This is a genomic window from Bacillus sp. FSL L8-0193, assembly GCF_037976065.1.
GTDB classification, from domain to species: domain Bacteria; phylum Bacillota; class Bacilli; order Bacillales; family Bacillaceae; genus Bacillus; species Bacillus paralicheniformis.
In genome coordinates this window covers 4,203,863-4,223,891 of record NZ_CP150261.1, presented here as the reverse complement: position 1 = coordinate 4,223,891, position 20,029 = coordinate 4,203,863, and the positions used below count along the sequence as shown (strand labels likewise).

Genomic DNA, 20,029 nt, shown 5'->3' with positions numbered 1-20,029 from the left:
ATAATGAATCTAATCTTTTAAAATACCATAGAAAAGAGGTATGCAGTATGAAGAAATGGGCATTTGTATCAGACTTTGATGGGACGATTTCCAAACAGGATTTTTACTGGATGGTCATTGATAAATATTTTCCGGAAGGCCGTGAATTGTTCAAGAAGTGGAAGGCCGGAGAATTAAAAGATATCGAGTTTTTGGGAACTGTTTTTGCTTCAATTCATCAAAGCGAGCAAAAAATCATTGATGACATTCATTCCATACCAATTGATGAATATGTGCCAGACTTCATTCAGCATGTCCAGAAAAACGGCGGCGATTTCTACATTTTAAGCGCCGGCACGAATTATTACATTCATTATATTTTAAAGAAATACGGGATTACAGACGTTGAGGTCTTTTCAAATAAAGGCTTTTTTAAAGAAGACAATGTTCATTTGGACATTGATGAGAATCATTGGCATTACTCTGAGCGCTATGGGATTGATAAATCAAAGGTCATTCAGAAGCTGAAAGAAGAGTACGAGACGATTTATTTTGCAGGTGACAGTGAACCGGATTCCCACCCGGCTAAATTTGCGGATGTAACATTTGCAAAGGATGCGCTCCAGGATTTGCTTCGTCAGCAGGGGGTGCCATTTGTAGCCGTTGAAACATTTGAAGACATTGAACAGTATCTTAAAGAAAAAGGGCGGATCGTCTAATGCCGCGCCAGGTTACCAGCATAGCCATTCCCGCGGTTTTGGACATTAGTGAAGGCGTGCTTGGCCGGTTGGATGAGATATTGAGAAAGCATCAGTTTGACAAGGCGATCATGTTTTTTGACGATTTTTCCTATCAGCAGTATGAGCACTCATTAAAAGCCGCCTTTCAACATGTCAAAGTAGAAGCTGTTTTGCTGCCGTCCAACCTGGACATACAGGAGCTTTTGAAGCAGGCATTTTCAATCGGGAATTACGATGTCATCATTGCCATGGGCGGCGGGTATGTTGTCGATTGCGGAAAATACATCGCTTTTTCCAAGCGGACCCCGTTCATCAGCATTCCGACGTCGGCATCCAATGACGGGTTTGCGAGCAGCAATTGCTCGCTTCAAGTCGAAGGAAAAAAAACAACCGTGCCGGCAAGGGTTCCGTATGGAATCATAGCTGATTTGAGTATCATTCAAAAAGCGCCGGAGCACTTTATTTTGGCGGGGATCGGCGATTTGATGTCCAATATTACGGCACTTTATGATTGGGAGTTTGAAGAGCGGCACGGGGTCAGCGATGTAAATGCGTTTGCGTCGATGCTCAGCAAGAAAGCGGTCAACAGCTTTGTCCGTACACCGATGCAGGATATTAAACAGCCGATCTTTTTAAAAGAGCTTGTCAGCTCTTTGACAATGGGAGGCATCGCCACGGAAATCAGCGGAAACAGCGCGCCGATCAGCGGTTCTGAGCACCTGATTTCCCATGCGTTGGACAAAATTGCGGAAAAACCGCAGATGCACGGCATTCAAGTCGGGGTAGCCACCTACATCATGGCTCATGTACAGGATCACCGGGCTGAGCGGATTGAAAAGGTGTTTACGAGAACAGGCTTTTTTCAATATGTGAAAACACTGAATCTGAACAAAGATGAGTTTCGCGAAGCGATCAATTTGTCGCACACTGTCAAGCCGAACCGCTATACGTACTTGCATGAAGCCGGCTATCGCGAAAAAGCGCTTCGCATCCTTGATGAAGATCCGATTCTGCAGGAAATATTTTAAGCAGGCCAAGCGGCTCGAAAAACGCCTTATTTGCTGTAAGGCGTTTTTTCCGTGGGCATCAGACGAAAATGACGGGGAAAAGCTGTGATACAATAAAGAAGGTATGGGTCATAAGTACGACGTTAGGGCTCGATTCTGATCAGGGAGAGTGTAAAATGTACAAACTAATCGCGATAGATATGGATGGAACATTGTTGAATGATCTTCATGAAGTAACAGAGGAAGTTCGGAATGCCCTGCATGCTGCAAAAAAGCAAGGCGTCAAAATCGTTCTCTGCACGGGCCGTCCTCTCGGCGGTGTAAGCCGCTATCTGGAAGAACTGAATCTAAATGAAGACGGCGATTATGTCATCGCCTATAACGGAGCGCTCGTTCAAAATACGCACACTCAAGAAGTCGTGTCAGAGCTGACACTGGGCTATGATGATGTGAAATCGTTATATGAGCTTAGCCAAAAGCTTGATACGCCGATGCATTTTTTTGATTCTGCTTATTTATATACGCCAAACCGGGAAATCAGCCCGTATACTGTTCACGAATCATACGTCACCAAAGTGCCGCTCCGGTTCCGGACGATCGAAGAAATCCCGAAAGACCTTCTCGCGCCAAAGGCGATGTACATTGATGAACCGGAAAAGCTGGATCGGACGATCGCAGCAATACCGGAAGACGTCAAGGAACGTTATACAATGGTGAAAAGCTCGCCGTTCTTTTATGAAATTCTTCACCCTGCGGCAAGTAAAGGAAATGCCGTTCAGCAGCTTGCCGACATATTAGGCATCGCGCAAGAAGAAGTGATCTGTATTGGAGACAACGGAAACGACATGTCGATGATCGAATGGGCTGGATGCGGAGTCGCCATGGGGAATGCGATCCCTGAGGTAAAAGCTTCGGCCGATTATGAAACGCGTACGAATAACGAAAACGGCGTTGCTCACGCCATTCATGAGCTTGTATTGTCCAAATGAAAAAGCCGGCCCTTCGAAAGGCCGGCTTTTACCTATTTGCGGCGCCATGCTTCAATCCGCCAAATATGAGTCACCCAGTCTTCATAAAAAGACGGTTCATGGGAAACGAGCAAAATCGTTCCCTTGTAGTCGCAGAGCGCTTGCTTTAACGCACGCTTTGCCGATGTGTCAAGATGGTTTGTCGGTTCATCAAGAACAAGCAGATTGCTGTTTGAAAGCATCAGTTCCGCCAGCCGGACCTTTGCCTGTTCACCGCCGCTTAGCGTAGCAAGGGGCTGGCTGATATGCTTTGGCGTCAAACCGGATATCGCGAGCGTCTGCCTGATGTCTTTTTCCGATAGATCAGGAAAGAACGCCCGCAATTTTTCAAGCGGTGTATGATGAGAAGCCGGACTTTCCTGTCTGAAATAGGCCGCCTGTAAATGCTGTCCTGCTGTGACGGTGCCGCTAAGAGGCTTGAGATCACCGAGCAGCGTTTTAATGAGCGTCGATTTTCCGGCGCCGTTTTCTCCGGTAATGGCGATTTTATCGCCCCGTTTTACGGTCAGAGAAAGAGGCTTAAATAATGGAACGGTGTAGCCCGCCTCAAGATTTTCCGTTTTGAGTACGGTCATCGCCGGATTTCGCCCCGTTTTAAATGAAAAGCTGGGGACATAAGAATCTGTCGGTTTTTCGATTCGCTTGATTTTGCTTAATGCTTTCTCCCTGCTTTTGGCCTGCTTCGCCTTTCGGACCCTGTTCCGGTCGATAAACCCCTCTAGCTTTTTAATTTCCCTGTGTTGTTTGGCGTATGCGGCTTCAGCCTGTGCCCTGCTTTGCACATATTCCTTCAGAAAATATTGATAGCTGCCGGAGTACCGTTTGATCGTTTGATGCTCCAGATGGAATGTCACCGTCGTGATCTCATTTAAGAAGTGTTCGTCATGTGAGATCACGAGAAAGGCGTGCTTATAGTTTTTCAAATACCCCGTCAGCCACTCAATATGGGCCGCATCCAAATAGTTGGTCGGCTCATCCAACAGGAGCACATCAGGTTCTTCAAGCAGCAGTTTGGCCAACAGGAGCTTCGTACGCTGCCCGCCGCTTAAAGCCGCGACATCCTGATCAAGCCCGATTTCCGTAAAGCCGAGGCCTTGAGCGGCATCCTCAATTTTCGTTCCGATTTGGTAAAATCCTGAACTCTCCAGTTCGGATTGGAGCTCTCCGTATCTTTTCAAAATGGCCTCCAGATTGTCTTCGGCGTCGGCCATTTTTTCGGCAAGCCGATTCAGTTGCTTTTCGATTTCAAACAGCCGGTCGTACGCTTGCTCCATGTACTGAAGGATGGTTGTGCCTTTCGTCAGCTTGGCATGCTGTTCAAGAAAGCCGGCCCGAATGTTTGGCTGCCATTCAATGTTTCCGTGATCGGGCAGAAGGCTGCCTGTCAAAATCCGCAGCAATGTCGATTTTCCGGCTCCGTTTGCACCGACAAGGCCGGCGTGTTCGCCTTTCAGCAGGCGGAACCCGGCGTCTTGAAAGATAATACGGTCTCCATATATATGGGTCAGATTCGTGACATGAACAATACTCATGGTGATTCTCTCCTTCAGGCTTATTTTTTTTGAAAAAACAAGCCATCAAAAGAGAACAGCGTGAAGCCTCGCTATCCTGTCCGGCAAAAAAAACGGGTAAGGCAAACTACACCTTACCCGCTACATATTTAAAATACAGCAAGAAAGGATGTCAAATCATATCAAACTGTTCCCGAGATGGCTTGTCTAAAAAAGGGCAGACTTCTCCCGTCTTTAAGCCAATTCTCTTTTAAGAACAGTTGATAAGATTTTCATTCCTTTCCACCTCGTTTTGGTCAAATTTACCTTCACCACACATTATATGAAGCGGAGTGCCGGTTGTCAAACCGCTGCCATATGAATTGACATCGTGCAGGCAGTGTGTTATTTAATTTGTGAACAGAATCGAACGATATATGTATATCATATGAGCAAAAGAGGAGAGAGACAGATGGCTAAAAAAGAATTTAAAGCAGAATCCAAGAGATTGCTGGACATCATGATCAACTCGATTTATTCCCAAAAGGAAGTCTTTTTAAGGGAGCTGATATCCAATGCGAGCGATGCCATCGATAAAATCTACTACAAAGCGCTGACAGACGATTCACTGACGTTTAACAAAGATGATTACTACATAAAAATCTCCGCAGACAAAGAAAACAGAACGCTGACGATTGCGGACACCGGGATCGGCATGACGAAAGAAGAGCTTGAAGAACATCTTGGAACCATTGCCAAGAGCGGCTCGCTTGCGTTTAAACAAGAAAACGAATTAAAAGACGGGCACGATATTATCGGCCAGTTCGGCGTCGGTTTCTACGCCGCTTTTATGGTTGCGGACACCGTCACCGTCATGACAAAAGCCCATGGCAGCGATGAAGCGTATCAATGGGAATCAGCGGGGGCCGACGGCTATACGATCGAACCGGCTGCGAAAGAATCAGCGGGAACCGATGTCATTTTGAAGCTGAAAGAAAATACAGACGACGAAAACTATGATGAATACTTGGATGTTCATCGCTTAAAAGCGATCATCAAAACATATTCTGATTTCATCCGCTATCCGATCAAGATGGATGTCACCGTTAACAAGCCGAAAGAAGACGCTGAAAATGAATTTGAAGAAGTTCAGGAAGAACAGACAGTCAACAGCATGGTGCCGATTTGGCGAAAAAACAAAAGCGAACTGAAAGATGAAGAATACGAGGCGTTTTATACGGAAAAGCGTTACGGTTTTGACAAGCCGCTCGCTCACGTCCATACAAGCGTGGACGGCGCAGTGAGATATCATGCGATTTTATTCATCCCTGAAAATATTCCGTTCAACTACTACACGAAGGAATTTGAGAAGGGTCTTGAACTGTATTCGAACGGTGTGCTGATCATGGAAAAGTGTCCGGACCTGCTGCCTGACCACTTCAGCTTTGTCAAAGGAATGGTCGATTCAGAAGACTTATCGCTCAACATTTCGAGGGAGATGCTCCAGCATGACAGGCAGCTGAAGCTGATTGCCAAAAACATCAGCAAAAAAATCAAGAATGAGCTGAAAAGCTTGCTGAAAAATGACAGAGAAAAATACGAGTCTTTTTATCAATCGTTTGGCAGACAGCTTAAATTTGGGGTATACAATGATTTTGGAGCTCATAAAGATATGCTGAAAGACCTGCTGCTTTTCTATTCATCAAAAGAGAAAAAGCTGGTCACCCTTGATGAATATGTATCCAGAATGCCTGAAGATCAAAAATACATTTACTATGCGTCAGGCGACTCGTATGACCGAATTGAAAAGCTTCCTCAAACCGAGCTGGTTTCGGAAAAAGGGTATGAAATCCTTTATTTCACCGAGGACATCGATGAGTTCGCCATCAAAATGCTGGCGAATTATCAAGAAAAAGAATTCAAGTCGGTATCCAGCGGCGACCTCGGAATCGAAAACGATGATGAGCAAAATCAATCAGACGGGGACGACAGCCAATACAAAGACCTTTTTGAAGAGATGAAAAAGACCCTGGATGGAAAAGTGAAAAGCGTAAGGGCGTCAAAACGGCTGAAGACACACTCTGTATGCCTTGCCGCTGACGGAGAAGTCACCATCGAGATGGAAAAAATCTTAAACGCAATGCCTGACAACCAGCACGTAAAGGCTGATAAAGCATTGGAAATCAATACAAATCACGAAGTCTTCAAAACACTGCAGGATGCTTTTGAAAACGACAAAGATAAATTCAAGCTGTACACCGGCATCCTGTACAACCAGGCGCTGCTGATAGAAGGCTTGCCAATCGAAGACCCCGTTGAATTTACGAATGATATATGCAAAGTGATGGCATAAAAATAAAAAAGATACATCTCAGCTTTAGGCGAGATGTATCTTTTTTTGATGTTAATGTTTCACAACTTCCTGTCCCCGCACATTCCATGTCATCGCAAAGATGAGTGCTGCGATTGCACATGAAGCGGTTAAGAGCGTAAAGCCCGCATTCCAGCCGGATGCATCGACGATAACACCCATCAGCGCATTTGCCGTCAAGGTTCCGCCCAGGTATCCGAACAGACCCGTCAATCCTGCAGCCGTACCTGCCGCTTTTTTCGGAACAAAGTCAAGTGCCTGAAGACCAATCAGCATAACTGGACCGTAAATGAGGAATCCGATCGCGATCAATGATGCCATGTCGATCATCGGATTGCCGGCTGGATTGAACCAGTATACAAGCACCGCGATCAAAACACCTACCATAAAGACAAAGCCTGCCGGTCCGCGGCGCCCTTTAAACCATTTGTCAGAGATCCAGCCGCAAAGCAATGTCCCCGGAATCCCCGCCCATTCATACAGAAAATAAGCGACACTTGATTTGCTCATATCAAAGCCTTTTTCTTCGCTTAAATAGGTTGGCGCCCAATCCAGAACGCCGTAGCGGACGAAGTACACGAAAATGTTGGCAAGTGCGATCGCCCACACCCATTTATTATTTAATACATATTTAAAGAGGATTTCTTTCGTTGATAATTCCGTTTCAAATGTTTTCTTCGACTTGCTTGAATAATCGTTGCGGTATTCCTCGATTGGAGGCAGTCCGACAGACTGCGGCGTATCCCGGATCAGCCAGTAAGAAATGACGGCAACGGCGATGGCGACCAAGGCGGGCAAAATAAATACGCCTTCATAGCCTGTAGCAGATCCCGTAATGCCTGAGAAGATGGCGACGCCGGCAACGGCTATAGGCGCCATCAGTCCCCCGCCGACATTGTGGGCGACATTCCATATGGCTGTTTTATTTCCCCTTTCGCTGACGCTGAACCAGTGGACAAGGACGCGTCCTGACGGCGGCCACCCCATGCCTTGGAACCAGCCGTTTAAGAACAGCATGATAAACATAATGGCGATCGATGAGGTGAAGAAAGGAACAAACCCCATCAACAAGCTGATGACAGCGGAAAGGATCAAACCGGCGGGCAGGAACATCCGCGGATTGCTCCGGTCTGATATCGTGGCCATCACGAACTTGCTCAGCCCGTAAGAGATGGATAGAGCGGATAAGGCAAAGCCGAGCGCCGACTTTGAAAATCCCTCTTCGATTAAATAAGGCATGGCAAGCGAGAAATTTTTGCGAATTAAATAGTATGCCGCATAACCGATGAAGATGCCGAGAAAAACTTGCAGTCTGAATTTCTTATATTCCGAATCAATTTGATCGTCCGGCATCCGCTCAATCGGCGGTGCTGGTTTAAACAGTTTTAACATGGTATACCCCTTCTTTATTCATTTACTTCTTTTCACGCAAAACATCGCGCAGCCGGTCCGGAAAGTTGGTGAACATTCCGGTCGCTCCCCAATCGAGCAGCCGCTTCATATCTTCTTTTTCATTCACGGTATAAGGATGGACCAGCATGCCGGTGCTTCGAATTTTTTGCACGTATGCCCGGTCAATGCGGTCAAAGTTCATGCCGAGTCCGACGCTGTAAGATTGATATTGTTTTAATTCGGCGTCAGTAATGGCAGCCGGTTTGTCGTACCATAATAATTGCACAAGCGGAATGTTTGGATTAGCGTTATGAATGATTTGTAAGCTTTCAGGACTAAAAGATTGAATGATGACTTTGCTTGAATGAATGTTTGCCCCGGTCAGTTTGTATTGCTTCAGAATGTCCAGGAGCTTTTCTTCCATATGATCATAGTCTTCCGGTGATTTTGTTTCGATATAGTAGCGCGCGCTTCTCCCGAATGTTTGGATGATTTCTTCCAGGGTAGGCACTTTCAGCCCAACGTACTCCGTTTTTGCCCGCTCAGGATATGCTTCGTTAAACCAGGAGCCTGCATCAAGCTGTTTGATTTCTTTCAGCGTATAGTCTTTGACAAAACCCGTACCATTGGTCGTGCGATCCAATGTCTCATCGTGCATGGCGACCAAATGTCCGTCTTTTGTCATTTGAAGATCGATTTCTATGTAATCGCCTTTCATTTTTTGCCCAAGCTTATAAGCCAAAAGCGTATGTTCGGGAGCATGACCCGATGCGCCGCGGTGTGCGACATTTAATAGCTGACTCGGATTGAGCTGCGGCTGGGAATGGCTTGCGGCCTCCGCATGCCCGCTGAGTCCAAAACCGGCGGCAACGATTGCAGCTGTTATAAGGAAGATGCTGCGGACAAGTTTTTTCATCAAATGATTTCCCCTTTCAAGTCGGTATGCAGAATGTTGGTTTCCGGTTTTTTTTCGCCTCCTTATGTGACGAATAAAAAGAGAGATCCACAAAAAAACCCCTGGCACAAGAGGGTCTTATTGTGAATCTCCCATTCTCCGTCACTTGTATTAACTTCTTTCCTATCATACCAAAAATGGAAGCGCTGTCAATATGATTTTAAAAATAAAGAAACCTATCTTTTAAGATAGGTTTCCTGATTATTTAGCGGGCGAACAGCCGGTCGATGAAATCAATGTCCTCTTGAGACAGATTGACTTCTGCCGTTTTGAGGTTGTCGATCAGCTGATCTGCGCGTTTGGCGCCCGGGATCAACACATCGATTTCAGGTCTTGCCAAGTACCAGGCCAACACGATATGTGCGATGTCAACATTGTGTTTTTCCGCGATCGGCGCAAGCTGGTTCACTTTTCTAATGTTTTCTTTGAAGCGTTCGCCTTGGAAGTTTTCCATTTCTCTTCTCAGGTCGCCTTCCGGGAACGTTGTATCTTCGCTGTATTTTCCGGCGAGCAATCCGGAGACAAGCGGGAAGTAAGGAACAAATGAGATGTTATGCTCCTGTGTATACGGGAAGAATGTCGCCTCAGCTTCCCTGTTCAGCAAGTTGTATTCGCCTTGGAGCACATCCACCAATCCGTCTTTGTTCGCTTCTTTCAGCTGCTCAAGCGAAAAGTTGGATACCCCGATCGCTCTGATTTTGCCTTCCTGCTTCAGTTCATGGAGCGCTTGAACCGCTTCGTCTTTCGGCGTGTTCTCATCAGGGAAATGGATATAGAAAAGGTCGATGTAGTCAGTTTGCAGACGCTCCAGACTTTCTTCAACGGATTTTTTCAAAAATGCAGGGGAGTTGTCAAAGACAAAATCGTCGCCTTCTTTCTTATGGGCGGCTTTTGTCGCAATCACGACATCCTCGCGGTTGAATTCTTTGAGGACTTCGCCGATTAATTCTTCGGAACGGCCGATGCCGTATATGTAGGCGGTATCTAAAAATGTGACGCCGTTTCTGATCGCTTCCCGCACCAATTCTTTTCCCGTTTCTTCATTGAGATTCGGATAAAGGTTATGTCCTCCGACGGCATTGGTTCCCAAACCAATCGGGAATACGTGCAAATCTGATTTGCCAACTTTAACTTTTTTCATTGGATTCCCCTCCTGAAATGATATGTTGATCAATAAACTTGGCCGGCCGCTTGGATACAGCCGGTCAAGGATGTCCAATTCAACTATACATGTTTTGCCAAATGGATTTCAATGTTGCGCTCTTTACAGTACTCGTGATATTCCTCATCCAGCGCCTGAGATGTGACGATCGCGTGCAATCTGTGAAACGGCGCGTACGTCAGCAAGGTCGACTTCCCGAATTTGGAATGATCGGCCAGCAAGTATACTTGTTTTGCTTTTTCGGATATTTTCTTTTTAATTTCATATTCAAGCAGATCGGAGTTTGTCAGTCCATGGGTAAGTGTTGCTCCTGTTGCCGACATGAAAGCTTTATTAATATTATATTTATCCAATGTTCCCGGATCATCCATGCCGACGAAGGACTGCGTTTTCCGTTTGTAGTTGCTGCCGATGATGATCAAGTTTATATTTTGCATCGCGGCAGCAGCGTTGATAATGTCGAGGCTGTTCGTTAAAACGGTTACATTTTTATTTGGATCAAGAGTTTCCAATATGGATTGGGTCGTTGTGCCGGAATCGATAAAGATCAGGTCATGGTCTTCAATAAAGCGTGAAGCGTAGTGCGCGATTTTCATCTTGGCATCCTTGTTTTGAATGGTTCTGTTTTCAAATGGGATTAAGGCCGTTTTTTCGATCGCCGTTACGCCGCCGTAGACTTTTTTTATGACTCCTTTCTCGGTCAGCTTGTTAATGTCGCGTCTGACCGTGTTTTTGGAAACATTAAAGACCTGGCAAAGCTCATCAAGCGAAACGGTGCCATTGGTCAAAATATATTCTTCCATTTCTTTAATCCGCATTAACTTCATACCAAGTATCTCCTTCTAGTATATTTGGCTAAATATATATAATAAACCCAAAAGTTAACCAATAATTGTTTAAAAAATGATAACATTGGTGATTATTTTTTGCAAGATTTGTCCTGTTCCTTTTTATTATACAATGTTTTTCTAAATCATTTTAAGGTTTTCTATAAATCTTACAAAAGAAAAATTTAATGATTTTGATTGACTTATGGGTAAGAGCGGATTAGAATATAACCAAGAAGTGACCAAAACGTGATAAAGTTGAGAAATTTCTGAGTGTAAACGTTTTATTGCGTTGCGGTTCTTTTGATAAAATCATCGTTCTATTCATTAATTTCTTTTGTAAGCGTTTAATTCCTGTTTTTTGCGAAAATCCGTTATGCAATGAAGAGCCGTTCGGCATTCATACATAATGGTTGGAACCTGCCCCATCTGTACCAGGAGATGTTTAATATTCAAGGAGGTTATAAGAATGGCAGAAATCAGAAAGTTAAGAAACTATATTAATGGAGAATGGGTTGAAAGCAAAACCGACAAATACGAAGATGTAGTCAATCCTGCGACGAAAGAAGTGCTTTGCCAGGTGCCGATTTCGACGCGCGAGGATATCGAATACGCAGCGCAAACAGCGGCTGAAGCGTTTAAGACATGGTCAAAAGTGGCCGTTCCGCGCCGGGCAAGAATTCTATTTAACTTTCAGCAGCTTTTGACTCAGCATAAAGAGGAGCTCGCCCACCTCATCACGATTGAAAACGGAAAAAACACGAAAGAAGCGTTGGGCGAAGTTGGACGCGGCATCGAGAATGTCGAGTTTGCAGCTGGAGCGCCATCCCTGATGATGGGAGATTCACTTGCTTCAATTGCAACCGATGTTGAAGCGGCGAACTACCGTTACCCGATCGGAGTCGTCGGCGGAATTGCCCCATTTAACTTCCCGATGATGGTACCGTGCTGGATGTTCCCGATGGCCATTGCGTTAGGAAACACATTTATTCTGAAACCTTCCGAGCGGACGCCGCTCCTGACGGAAAAGCTTGTTGAACTGTTTGAAAAAGCCGGACTTCCTAAAGGGGTCTTCAATGTCGTATACGGTGCTCATGATGTAGTAAACGGCATTCTCGAACACCCGGAAATTAAAGCGATTTCATTCGTCGGTTCAAAACCGGTCGGAGAATATGTCTATAAAAAAGGAAGCGAAAACCTGAAACGCGTTCAATCGCTGACAGGCGCTAAAAACCACACCATCGTTCTGAACGATGCCAATCTTGAAGACACGGTAACAAATATTATCGGCGCTGCTTTCGGATCTGCCGGCGAACGCTGTATGGCATGTGCAGTAGTGACGGTTGAAGAAGGGATCGCAGATGAATTCATGGAGAAATTGGTTCAGAAAGCATCTGAAGTCAAAATCGGAAACGGACTAGACGACGGTGTATTCCTCGGACCTGTCATTCGCGAAGACAACAAGAAACGCACACTCGGCTATATACAAAAAGGAGTTGAAGAGGGTGCGAGACTTGTCTGCGACGGACGTGAAAATGTGACAGATGAAGGCTATTTCGTCGGCCCGACAATCTTTGACAATGTCACAACTGATATGACGATCTGGAAAGACGAGATTTTTGCTCCCGTATTGTCAGTCATCCGTGTGAAGAACTTGAAAGAAGCGGTTGACATCGCCAACCAATCCGAATTTGCAAACGGCGCATGTTTGTTCACATCGAATTCGAATGCGATCCGCTATTTCCGTGAAAACATTGATGCGGGAATGCTCGGCATCAACTTGGGCGTACCGGCTCCGATGGCATTCTTCCCGTTCTCAGGATGGAAGTCTTCGTTCTTTGGCACATTGCATGCGAACGGAAAAGACAGCGTCGATTTCTATACGCGCAAAAAGGTCGTCACTGCAAGATATCCGGCGCCTGACTTCAATTAATTGTGAAAAAACCGAGCGGCGCGGTTCCCGCGCTGTTCGGATCATGTTTCAAGTTTGAAAAGGAGGCTTTATCCATGAGTCATTTGTTGCGCAAGCCGCAGGCGAATGAGCTGTCACAAGGCGTGAAGCTTGTACACGAAGTGAAAAAATCGAATTCGGATCTCAGTTATGTCGAGTTTAAAGTCCTTGATCTCGCACCGGGATCCAGCTATGAAGAATCGCTGAGCAAACAAGAATGCTGCATCGTCGCGCTTACCGGAAAGATTACCGTAACCGATCATGAACAGACATTTGAAAATATCGGCACGAGAGAAAGCGTTTTCGAAAGAAAGCCGACCGACAGCGTGTATGTGTCAAATGACCGCAAGTTCGGCATTACCGCGGTTACAGAGGCAAGAGTTGCCCTGTGCTATTCCCCTTCTGAAAATCAGCTGCCGACGAAACTGATCAAAGCTGAAGACAACGGTATTGAAAACCGCGGGAAATTCAGCAATAAACGAACCGTTCATAACATACTTCCGGATTCAGATCCTTCAGCGAACAGCCTTTTAGTCGTCGAAGTCTACACTGAAAGCGGAAACTGGTCCAGCTATCCGCCGCACAAGCATGATCAAGACAACCTGCCTGAAGAGTCCTTTTTAGAAGAAACATACTACCATGAACTTGACCCACAGCAAGGCTTTGTATTTCAGCGCGTCTACACAGATGACCGTTCTATCGACGAGACGATGACTGTTGAAAATGGAAACGTTGTCATCGTGCCGGCCGGATACCATCCTGTCGGGGTGCCTGACGGATACACATCCTATTATTTAAACGTGATGGCAGGGCCGACGCGGAAATGGAAGTTTCATAACGACCCTGACCATGAATGGATTTTGGAACGCTAACAATAAGGCAAGGAGAGGCTGTTGAAGATGAGGTATACGTTTAATGAAGAGAAAGAATTTGACATTGTAGCGATCGGCCGCGCATGTATCGATTTAAACGCAGTCGAATACAACAGGCCGATGGAGCAGACGATGACATTTTCAAAATATGTCGGCGGCTCCCCGGCTAATATTGCAATCGGCAGTTCCAAATTAGGATTGAAGACCGGCTTTATCGGGAAGATTCCGGATGACCAGCACGGCAGATTCATCGAAACCTATATGAGAAATACGGGTGTCGATACGTCACAAATGGCGGTTGATAAAGACGGACATAAAGCGGGGCTTGCTTTCACAGAAATTTTAAGCCCTGAAGAATGCAGCATTTTAATGTACAGGGATGATGTTGCAGATCTTTACCTTGCCCCTTCTGAAGTGAACGAAGACTATATTGCAAAATCGAAGATGCTTCTTGTGTCAGGTACGGCGCTGGCTAAAAGCCCTTCCCGCGAAGCGGTGCTGAAAGCCGTGCAGCTGGCGAAAAAGCATCAAGTGAAAGTGGTCTTTGAGCTTGACTATCGTCCATATACGTGGACATCTGCGGAGGAAACGTCCGTTTACTATACGCTTGTTGCCGAACAATCAGACATTGTCATCGGAACGCGTGATGAGTTTGATGTAATGGAAAATAAGAGCGGCGGCAGCAATGAAGAATCTGTTCAGCATTTGTTTGCACATTCCGCAGATCTTGTCGTTATCAAGCACGGTGTCGAAGGTTCATATGCATACAGCAAATCCGGAGGCATCTTCCGGGCGAAAGCATACAAAACGAAGGTCTTAAAAACGTTTGGAGCGGGGGATTCATACGCTTCCGCTTTCCTCTACGGACTCGTTTCAGGCAAAGATATTGAAACTGCGCTGAAATACGGAAGCGCTTCCGCATCCATTGTTGTTTCCAAGCACAGCTCATCTGAAGCGATGCCGACAGTCGCCGAGATTGAAGAGCTTATCGCGGCTCAGTCTTAAATGAAGAATATGAATAAAGGTGGGATCGTTTGTGGGCAAGAAAATACGTTTAACCACAGCACAAGCGTTAATTAAATTCTTAAATCAGCAGTACATCCATGTAGATGGTGAAGAAACACCGTTTGTCGAGGGGATCTTTACGATTTTCGGCCATGGGAACGTCGTTGGCATCGGCCAGGCGCTTGAACAGGATGCGGGTCATTTAAAGGTGTTTCAAGGCAAGAATGAGCAGGGAATGGCACATGCGGCAATGGCTTACAGCAAGCAGATGCTGAGGAGGAAGATCTATGCTGTATCAACATCAGTCGGACCGGGAGCAGCTAACCTTGTGGCAGCTGCAGGTACGGCGCTTGCGAACAATATTCCGGTCCTCTTGATTCCGGCCGATACATTTGCAACAAGACAGCCTGATCCTGTTCTTCAGCAAGTAGAACAGGAATACAGTGCGGCGATTACGACGAACGATGCTTTGAAGCCTGTTTCGAGATATTGGGACCGGATTACGCGCCCTGAACAGTTGATGAGCAGTCTGATTCGCGCTTTTGAAGTGATGACAGATCCTGCAAAGGCGGGTCCTGCAACGATTTGCATTTCTCAAGATGTTGAAGGGGAAGCCTATGATTTCGATGAAAGCTTTTTTGAGAAACGCGTTCACTATATTGATCGCAAAGAGCCGAGCGAGCGTGAACTGAAGGGAGCGGCGGAGCTGATCAAGTCGAGCAAAAAACCGCTCATCTTGGTCGGCGGCGGAGCGAAATATTCCGGAGCGCGCGACGAATTGATCGCCATGTCTGAAGCTTACAATATTCCGCTGGTGGAAACCCAGGCCGGGAAATCCACAGTGGAAGCTGATTTTGCCAACAACTTGGGCGGAATGGGCATCACAGGTACGCTGGCGGCAAACAAAGCGGCTCGCGAGGCTGACTTGATCATCGGAATCGGCACGCGCTACACCGATTTCGCGACATCATCAAAAACCGCTTTTGACTTTGACAACTCAAAGTTTTTAAACATCAATGTCAGCAGAATGCAGGCATATAAACTGGATGCTTTCCAAGTCGTTGCCGATGCAAAAGTAACGCTCGGCAAGCTGCACGGTTTATTGGAAGGCTATAAGAGCGAATTTGGTTCGATCATCAAGGAACTGAAAGACGAGTGGCTTGCTGAGCGTGACCGTTTGAGCAAGGTAACATTTAAGCGTGAAAACTTCACACCTGAAATTAAAGATCATTTTTCTCAAGAAATACTCAACGAATACGCGGATGTGCTGCAAACCGAGCTCCCGCAAACAACGGCATTGCTCGCGATCAATGAAACAGTTGATCCGGACAGCGTCGTCATTTGTTCAGCAGGCTCTTTGCCGGGGGATCTGCAGCGGCTGTGGCATTCAAACGAACCGAATACGTACCACTTGGAATACGGCTATTCCTGCATGGGATATGAAGTATCGGGAACACTCGGCTTGAAATTGGCTCATCCTGATAGAGAGGTTTATTCACTGGTCGGAGACGGAAGCTTCCTGATGCTCCACTCAGAGCTCATTACAGCAATTCAATATAATAAAAAAATCAACGTGCTGCTCTTTGACAACTCAGGATTCGGCTGTATCAACAACCTGCAAATGGACCATGGAAGCGGCAGCTACTTCTGCGAATTCAGAACAGCAGACAATCAGATTCTCAATGTCGACTACGCGAAAGTGGCCGAAGGGTATGGAGCAAAAACCTACAAAGCGAACACGATTGAAGAATTAAAAGCGGCGCTTGAAGATGCCAAAAAACAAGATGTCTCAACATTGATCGAAATGAAGGTGTTGCCGAAGACGATGACGGACGGCTATGACAGCTGGTGGCACGTAGGTGTTGCAGAGGTTTCCGAACAGGAAAGCGTGCAAAAGGCGTATGAAGCAAAAGAAAAAATGCTGAAATCTGCAAAGCAGTATTAAAGGAGGCACCAGGATGGGCAAGACACAAATTCTATGGGGCATCGCCCCCATAGGGTGGCGGAACGATGATATTCCGGAAATCGGCGCGGGAAACACACTTCAGCATTTGTTGAGCGACATTGTTGTTGCAGGCTTTCAAGGCACAGAAGTGGGCGGCTTTTTTCCGGAACCGGCCATTCTCAATAAAGAGCTCGAGCTGCGAAATCTAAGGATTGCCGGCAAGTGGTTCAGCAGCTATATCATTCGGGACGGCATTGAAGAAGCAGCCAAGGAATTTGCGGCTCACTGCCAGTACTTGAAAGACGTCCATGCCGATGTTGCGGTCGTATCAGAACAGACGTACAGCGTGCAGGGCCTGAATAAAAACGTGTTTAAAGAAAAACCTTATTTCACCGATGAAGAATGGCAGCGGCTATTTGAAGGGTTAAATCACCTCGGGGAAATCGCCGGCCGGTACGGCCTGAAGCTTGTCTATCATCATCACCTCGGCACAGGCGTGCAGACAGAGGAAGAGGTTGACCGGCTCATGGCGGGAACTGACCCGGCCCTCGTGCACCTTCTGTATGATACTGGGCATGCCTACATTTCAGATGGAAATTATATGAACATACTAGAGAAGCATATGGACCGTATTGGCCACGTTCATTTTAAAGACGCGCGCCTCAAGATCATAGAGAAATGCAAGCAGGAAGGAAAATCGTTCCAACAGGCGTTTTTGCAAGGGATGTTCACTGTTCCAGGCGATGGCTGCATCGATTTTAGAGAAGTCTATCAAACGCTATTAAAGCACGGCTATTCCGGCTGGATCGTTGTGGAAGCCGAGCAGGATCCCGATGTTGCCAACCCGCTTGAATACGCATTGATCGCCAGAAAGTACATCGATCGTCACTTGTTGAATGTCCCAGCAACCAATTAGGGGGGCTCTAAATTGAGCAATGGAAGTGCAGCAGTCTCACCATTCAATAAACGAACCGTCGCAGCAGCTTTGGCAAATTACATTGATGCAGGCTCCATTGTCGCAGGATCGGCAGGATTATCTTTATGGGTCAGTTACCTAAAGCTTTCTGATACACAGATCGGACTGCTCGGCGCGTTTAGCGCCAACGCCATCTCAGCGGCAATCGGAGCGCTGCTCGGAGGCTTTTTGGCCGACAAGATTGGCCGAAAGGCTGTCTATACGAACAGTATGCTGGTTTATGCACTGGGGATTTGTTTAGTATTGTTCGGCACCAGCTTCCCCTTTTTGTTAAGCGGTTACATTATTATCGGTTTATCGGTAGGAGCTGATATTACGGCTTCCTGGACGATCATCGCGGAGAACGCACCTAAGAAAAACAGGGCCCGTCATTGCGGGGTTGCGCAGGTCGCATGGGCGGCGGGAGCGGTTGTGGTCCTGCTGCTGTCGGTCCTCCTCGGTGATATAGGCTTATTGGGCAATAAAATCGTGTTTGGGCATTTGCTCGTTATCGCATTGATCACATATGTTCTGCGAAAAAGGCTGCCGGAATCCGATGCCTGGCAGGGTCAATCCGAATCGGCTCAAGCCGTCAGGAAGCCGAAGGCGTCTTATCTCGATTTGCTTCAGCCTAAGTATTTGAAAAGCATTTTATTTTTAATGGGCGTGTACTTGGTTTGGAATCTGGCTGCAGGTGTCATGGGGTTTTTTATGCCTTACATTTATCAGCAGGTCGGCGATGTGTCAGCGACCATGGCAAACATTTTGCAGATGGGGCTGTTTATTTTCACCGGGCTTGGCGTCGCTTTTATCTTCATGCCGTTTGCAGACAAATACAGGAAGACAGTGTTTGGGATCTCCGCATTTGCAGCGGTGATCGGCTGGTCATTGTTTCTGCTTCCGGCAGAGGGCATGCCGATCCTCATCCTCTTTATCGTGATGATCGGCCTAAACAATGGGGCCGGGCAACAGGCCAATTATCAATTATGGGCGAGTGAAATTTTCCCGACGGAATATCGCGCATCTGCACAAGGATTGATGTTCTTCCTCGTTCGTATTTCAATCGGGGCTTGGAGCCTTTTCGTTCCAATGATCATCTCGAATTTTGGAATTGCATTTATGGCGGCCATTCTCCTTGGATGTGTAACGGCCAGCATGCTCATCGGGCTCTTTTTTGCACCGAATACATCCGGTAAGTCGCTTGAACAAATTCAGGAAGAGCTGTATGGGACTCCTCCGGCTCAAGCTGGGCAAGTGCAAACAAGAAAAATTATGTAATTATTTTGAAGGAGTGGCTATCAATGAAATTACGCATTGGTGTTATTGGTACAGGAGCAATCGGAAAAGAACACATCAACCGCATCACGAATAAATTAGCCGGCGGCGAAATTGTCGCGGTCACCGATGTAAACCAGGAGGCAGCTCAGCAAGTTGTAACAGACTACAGCCTGAATGCAAAGGTCTATCCGGATGACGACAGTCTCATTGCAGCCGAAAATGTAGACGCAGTCTTAGTCACAAGCTGGGGACCGGCACATGAATCAAGTGTTTTGAAAGCGATTAAAGCGAACAAATTCGTATTTTGCGAAAAGCCTCTGGCGACGACTGCGGAAGGATGCATGCGGATCGTCAATGAAGAAATCAAAGCGGGCAAACGTCTCGTTCAAGTCGGCTTTATGCGCCGTTATGACAGCGGTTACGTACAGCTGAAAGAAGCGATCGACAACCGGGTCATCGGCGAGCCTCTCATGATCCACTGTGCGCACCGCAACCCGGTTGTAGGCGACAACTATACGACAGATATGGCTGTTGTCGATACGCTTGTCCATGAAATAGACGCCCTGCACTGGCTGATCAATGACGATTACGAATCCGTTCAGGTCATTTATCCGAAAAAATCGAAAAACGCGCTCCCTCATTTGCGTGATCCGCAAATCGTCATCATCGAAACGAAAGGCGGAGTCGTGATCAATGCGGAAATCTATGTCAACTGCAAATACGGCTACGATATCCAGTGTGAAATCGTCGGAGAAGACGGAATCGTGAAGCTTCCTGAACCATCAAGCATCTCTCTCAGAAAAGACGGCAAATTCTCGACGGATATTCTCATGGATTGGCAGCGCCGCTTTGTAGACGCTTATGATGTAGAAATCCAAGATTTCATTGACTCGATCCAACAGAAAGGCGAGGTCAGCGGGCCGACTGCATGGGACGGCTATATCGCCGCCGTGACGACGGATGCCTGCGTAAAAGCTCAGGAATCCGGACAGAAAGAACCTGTGGCGCTTCAAGAGAAACCGAAATTCTATCAAACGTTTACAACTGTTCAAAAATAAAAACTTTCCGAGGA

Annotated in this window: 16 protein-coding genes; 11 read left to right on the top strand and 5 right to left on the bottom strand. The window is 46.5% G+C overall.

Translation table 11 applies throughout. The annotated features are described in order from the left end of the window. Positions 1–47 precede the first annotated feature (47 nt). The 3 genes from MHH76_RS21135 to yidA all read left to right on the top strand — a co-directional run bounded on the left by MHH76_RS21135 (position 48) and on the right by yidA (position 2,715). The gene (locus MHH76_RS21135; RefSeq protein ID WP_020453556.1) at positions 48–698 is read left to right on the top strand and encodes an MtnX-like HAD-IB family phosphatase; all 651 of its coding nucleotides are present in this window, start codon (positions 48–50) and stop codon (positions 696–698) included. Next, positions 698–1,747: an iron-containing alcohol dehydrogenase family protein gene (locus MHH76_RS21130; RefSeq protein WP_020453555.1), complete on the top strand. Its 1,050-nt coding sequence runs from the start codon at positions 698–700 to the stop codon at positions 1,745–1,747. Before MHH76_RS21135 ends, MHH76_RS21130 begins: the two co-directional genes overlap by 1 nt. A 155-nt stretch (positions 1,748–1,902) precedes the next feature. Continuing rightward, on the top strand, positions 1,903–2,715 hold the full coding sequence (gene yidA, locus MHH76_RS21125) for a sugar-phosphatase (RefSeq protein WP_020453554.1): 813 nt from the start codon (positions 1,903–1,905) through the stop codon (positions 2,713–2,715). A 32-nt stretch (positions 2,716–2,747) separates the two neighbouring features. Here the strand turns inward: yidA and MHH76_RS21120 are convergent, their stop codons facing one another. Further along, the gene (locus MHH76_RS21120; protein ID WP_020453553.1) at positions 2,748–4,286 is read right to left on the bottom strand and encodes an ABC-F family ATP-binding cassette domain-containing protein; all 1,539 of its coding nucleotides are present in this window, start codon (positions 4,284–4,286) and stop codon (positions 2,748–2,750) included. A gap of 430 nt (positions 4,287–4,716) precedes the next feature. On the opposite strand from MHH76_RS21120, the gene htpG reads away from it, so the two are divergent. Continuing rightward, positions 4,717–6,597 (top strand): molecular chaperone HtpG, encoded by a 1,881-nt coding sequence (htpG, locus tag MHH76_RS21115; RefSeq protein ID WP_020453552.1) that lies wholly within the window; start codon positions 4,717–4,719, stop codon positions 6,595–6,597. 51 nt (positions 6,598–6,648) lie between these two features. Here the strand turns inward: htpG and glpT are convergent, their stop codons facing one another. From glpT to MHH76_RS21095, 4 genes are all read right to left on the bottom strand, one after another. Then, positions 6,649–8,007: a glycerol-3-phosphate transporter gene (gene glpT, locus MHH76_RS21110; RefSeq protein ID WP_020453551.1), complete on the bottom strand. Its 1,359-nt coding sequence runs from the start codon at positions 8,005–8,007 to the stop codon at positions 6,649–6,651. Positions 8,008–8,029: 22 nt separating this feature from the next. After that, entirely contained in the window at positions 8,030–8,923 is an 894-nt protein-coding gene (locus MHH76_RS21105) for a glycerophosphodiester phosphodiesterase (RefSeq protein WP_020453550.1), read from the bottom strand. Between the two features lie 244 nt (positions 8,924–9,167). After that, positions 9,168–10,103 carry an aldo/keto reductase gene (locus MHH76_RS21100; RefSeq protein WP_020453549.1) on the bottom strand — a complete coding sequence of 312 codons (936 nt, stop codon included), beginning with the start codon at positions 10,101–10,103 and terminating at the stop codon, positions 9,168–9,170. 83 nt (positions 10,104–10,186) lie between these two features. Beyond that, positions 10,187–10,951, bottom strand: a complete 765-nt coding sequence (locus MHH76_RS21095; RefSeq protein WP_020453548.1) for a DeoR/GlpR family DNA-binding transcription regulator — start codon at positions 10,949–10,951, stop codon at positions 10,187–10,189. A 469-nt stretch (positions 10,952–11,420) separates the two neighbouring features. On the opposite strand from MHH76_RS21095, the gene iolA reads away from it, so the two are divergent. The 7 genes from iolA to MHH76_RS21060 all read left to right on the top strand — a co-directional run bounded on the left by iolA (position 11,421) and on the right by MHH76_RS21060 (position 20,015). Beyond that, a complete protein-coding gene (iolA, locus tag MHH76_RS21090) occupies positions 11,421–12,884 on the top strand; it encodes a methylmalonate-semialdehyde dehydrogenase (RefSeq protein WP_020453547.1) in 1,464 nt (487 codons plus the stop codon). A gap of 74 nt (positions 12,885–12,958) precedes the next feature. After that, entirely contained in the window at positions 12,959–13,774 is an 816-nt protein-coding gene (iolB, locus tag MHH76_RS21085) for a 5-deoxy-glucuronate isomerase (RefSeq protein WP_020453546.1), read from the top strand. Positions 13,775–13,801: 27 nt separating this feature from the next. After that, positions 13,802–14,779 carry a 5-dehydro-2-deoxygluconokinase gene (iolC, locus tag MHH76_RS21080; protein WP_020453545.1) on the top strand — a complete coding sequence of 326 codons (978 nt, stop codon included), beginning with the start codon at positions 13,802–13,804 and terminating at the stop codon, positions 14,777–14,779. Between the two features lie 31 nt (positions 14,780–14,810). Continuing rightward, complete coding sequence (gene iolD, locus MHH76_RS21075) at positions 14,811–16,724, top strand: 3D-(3,5/4)-trihydroxycyclohexane-1,2-dione acylhydrolase (decyclizing) (RefSeq protein WP_020453544.1); 1,914 nt, start codon at positions 14,811–14,813, stop codon at positions 16,722–16,724. Between the two features lie 13 nt (positions 16,725–16,737). Beyond that, positions 16,738–17,640 carry a myo-inosose-2 dehydratase gene (gene iolE / locus MHH76_RS21070; protein ID WP_020453543.1) on the top strand — a complete coding sequence of 301 codons (903 nt, stop codon included), beginning with the start codon at positions 16,738–16,740 and terminating at the stop codon, positions 17,638–17,640. A gap of 12 nt (positions 17,641–17,652) precedes the next feature. Further along, complete coding sequence (locus tag MHH76_RS21065) at positions 17,653–18,957, top strand: MFS transporter (protein ID WP_020453542.1); 1,305 nt, start codon at positions 17,653–17,655, stop codon at positions 18,955–18,957. Between the two features lie 23 nt (positions 18,958–18,980). Beyond that, positions 18,981–20,015, top strand: coding sequence for a Gfo/Idh/MocA family oxidoreductase (locus MHH76_RS21060; protein ID WP_020453541.1), 1,035 nt, complete (start codon positions 18,981–18,983; stop codon positions 20,013–20,015). Positions 20,016–20,029 lie beyond the last annotated feature (14 nt).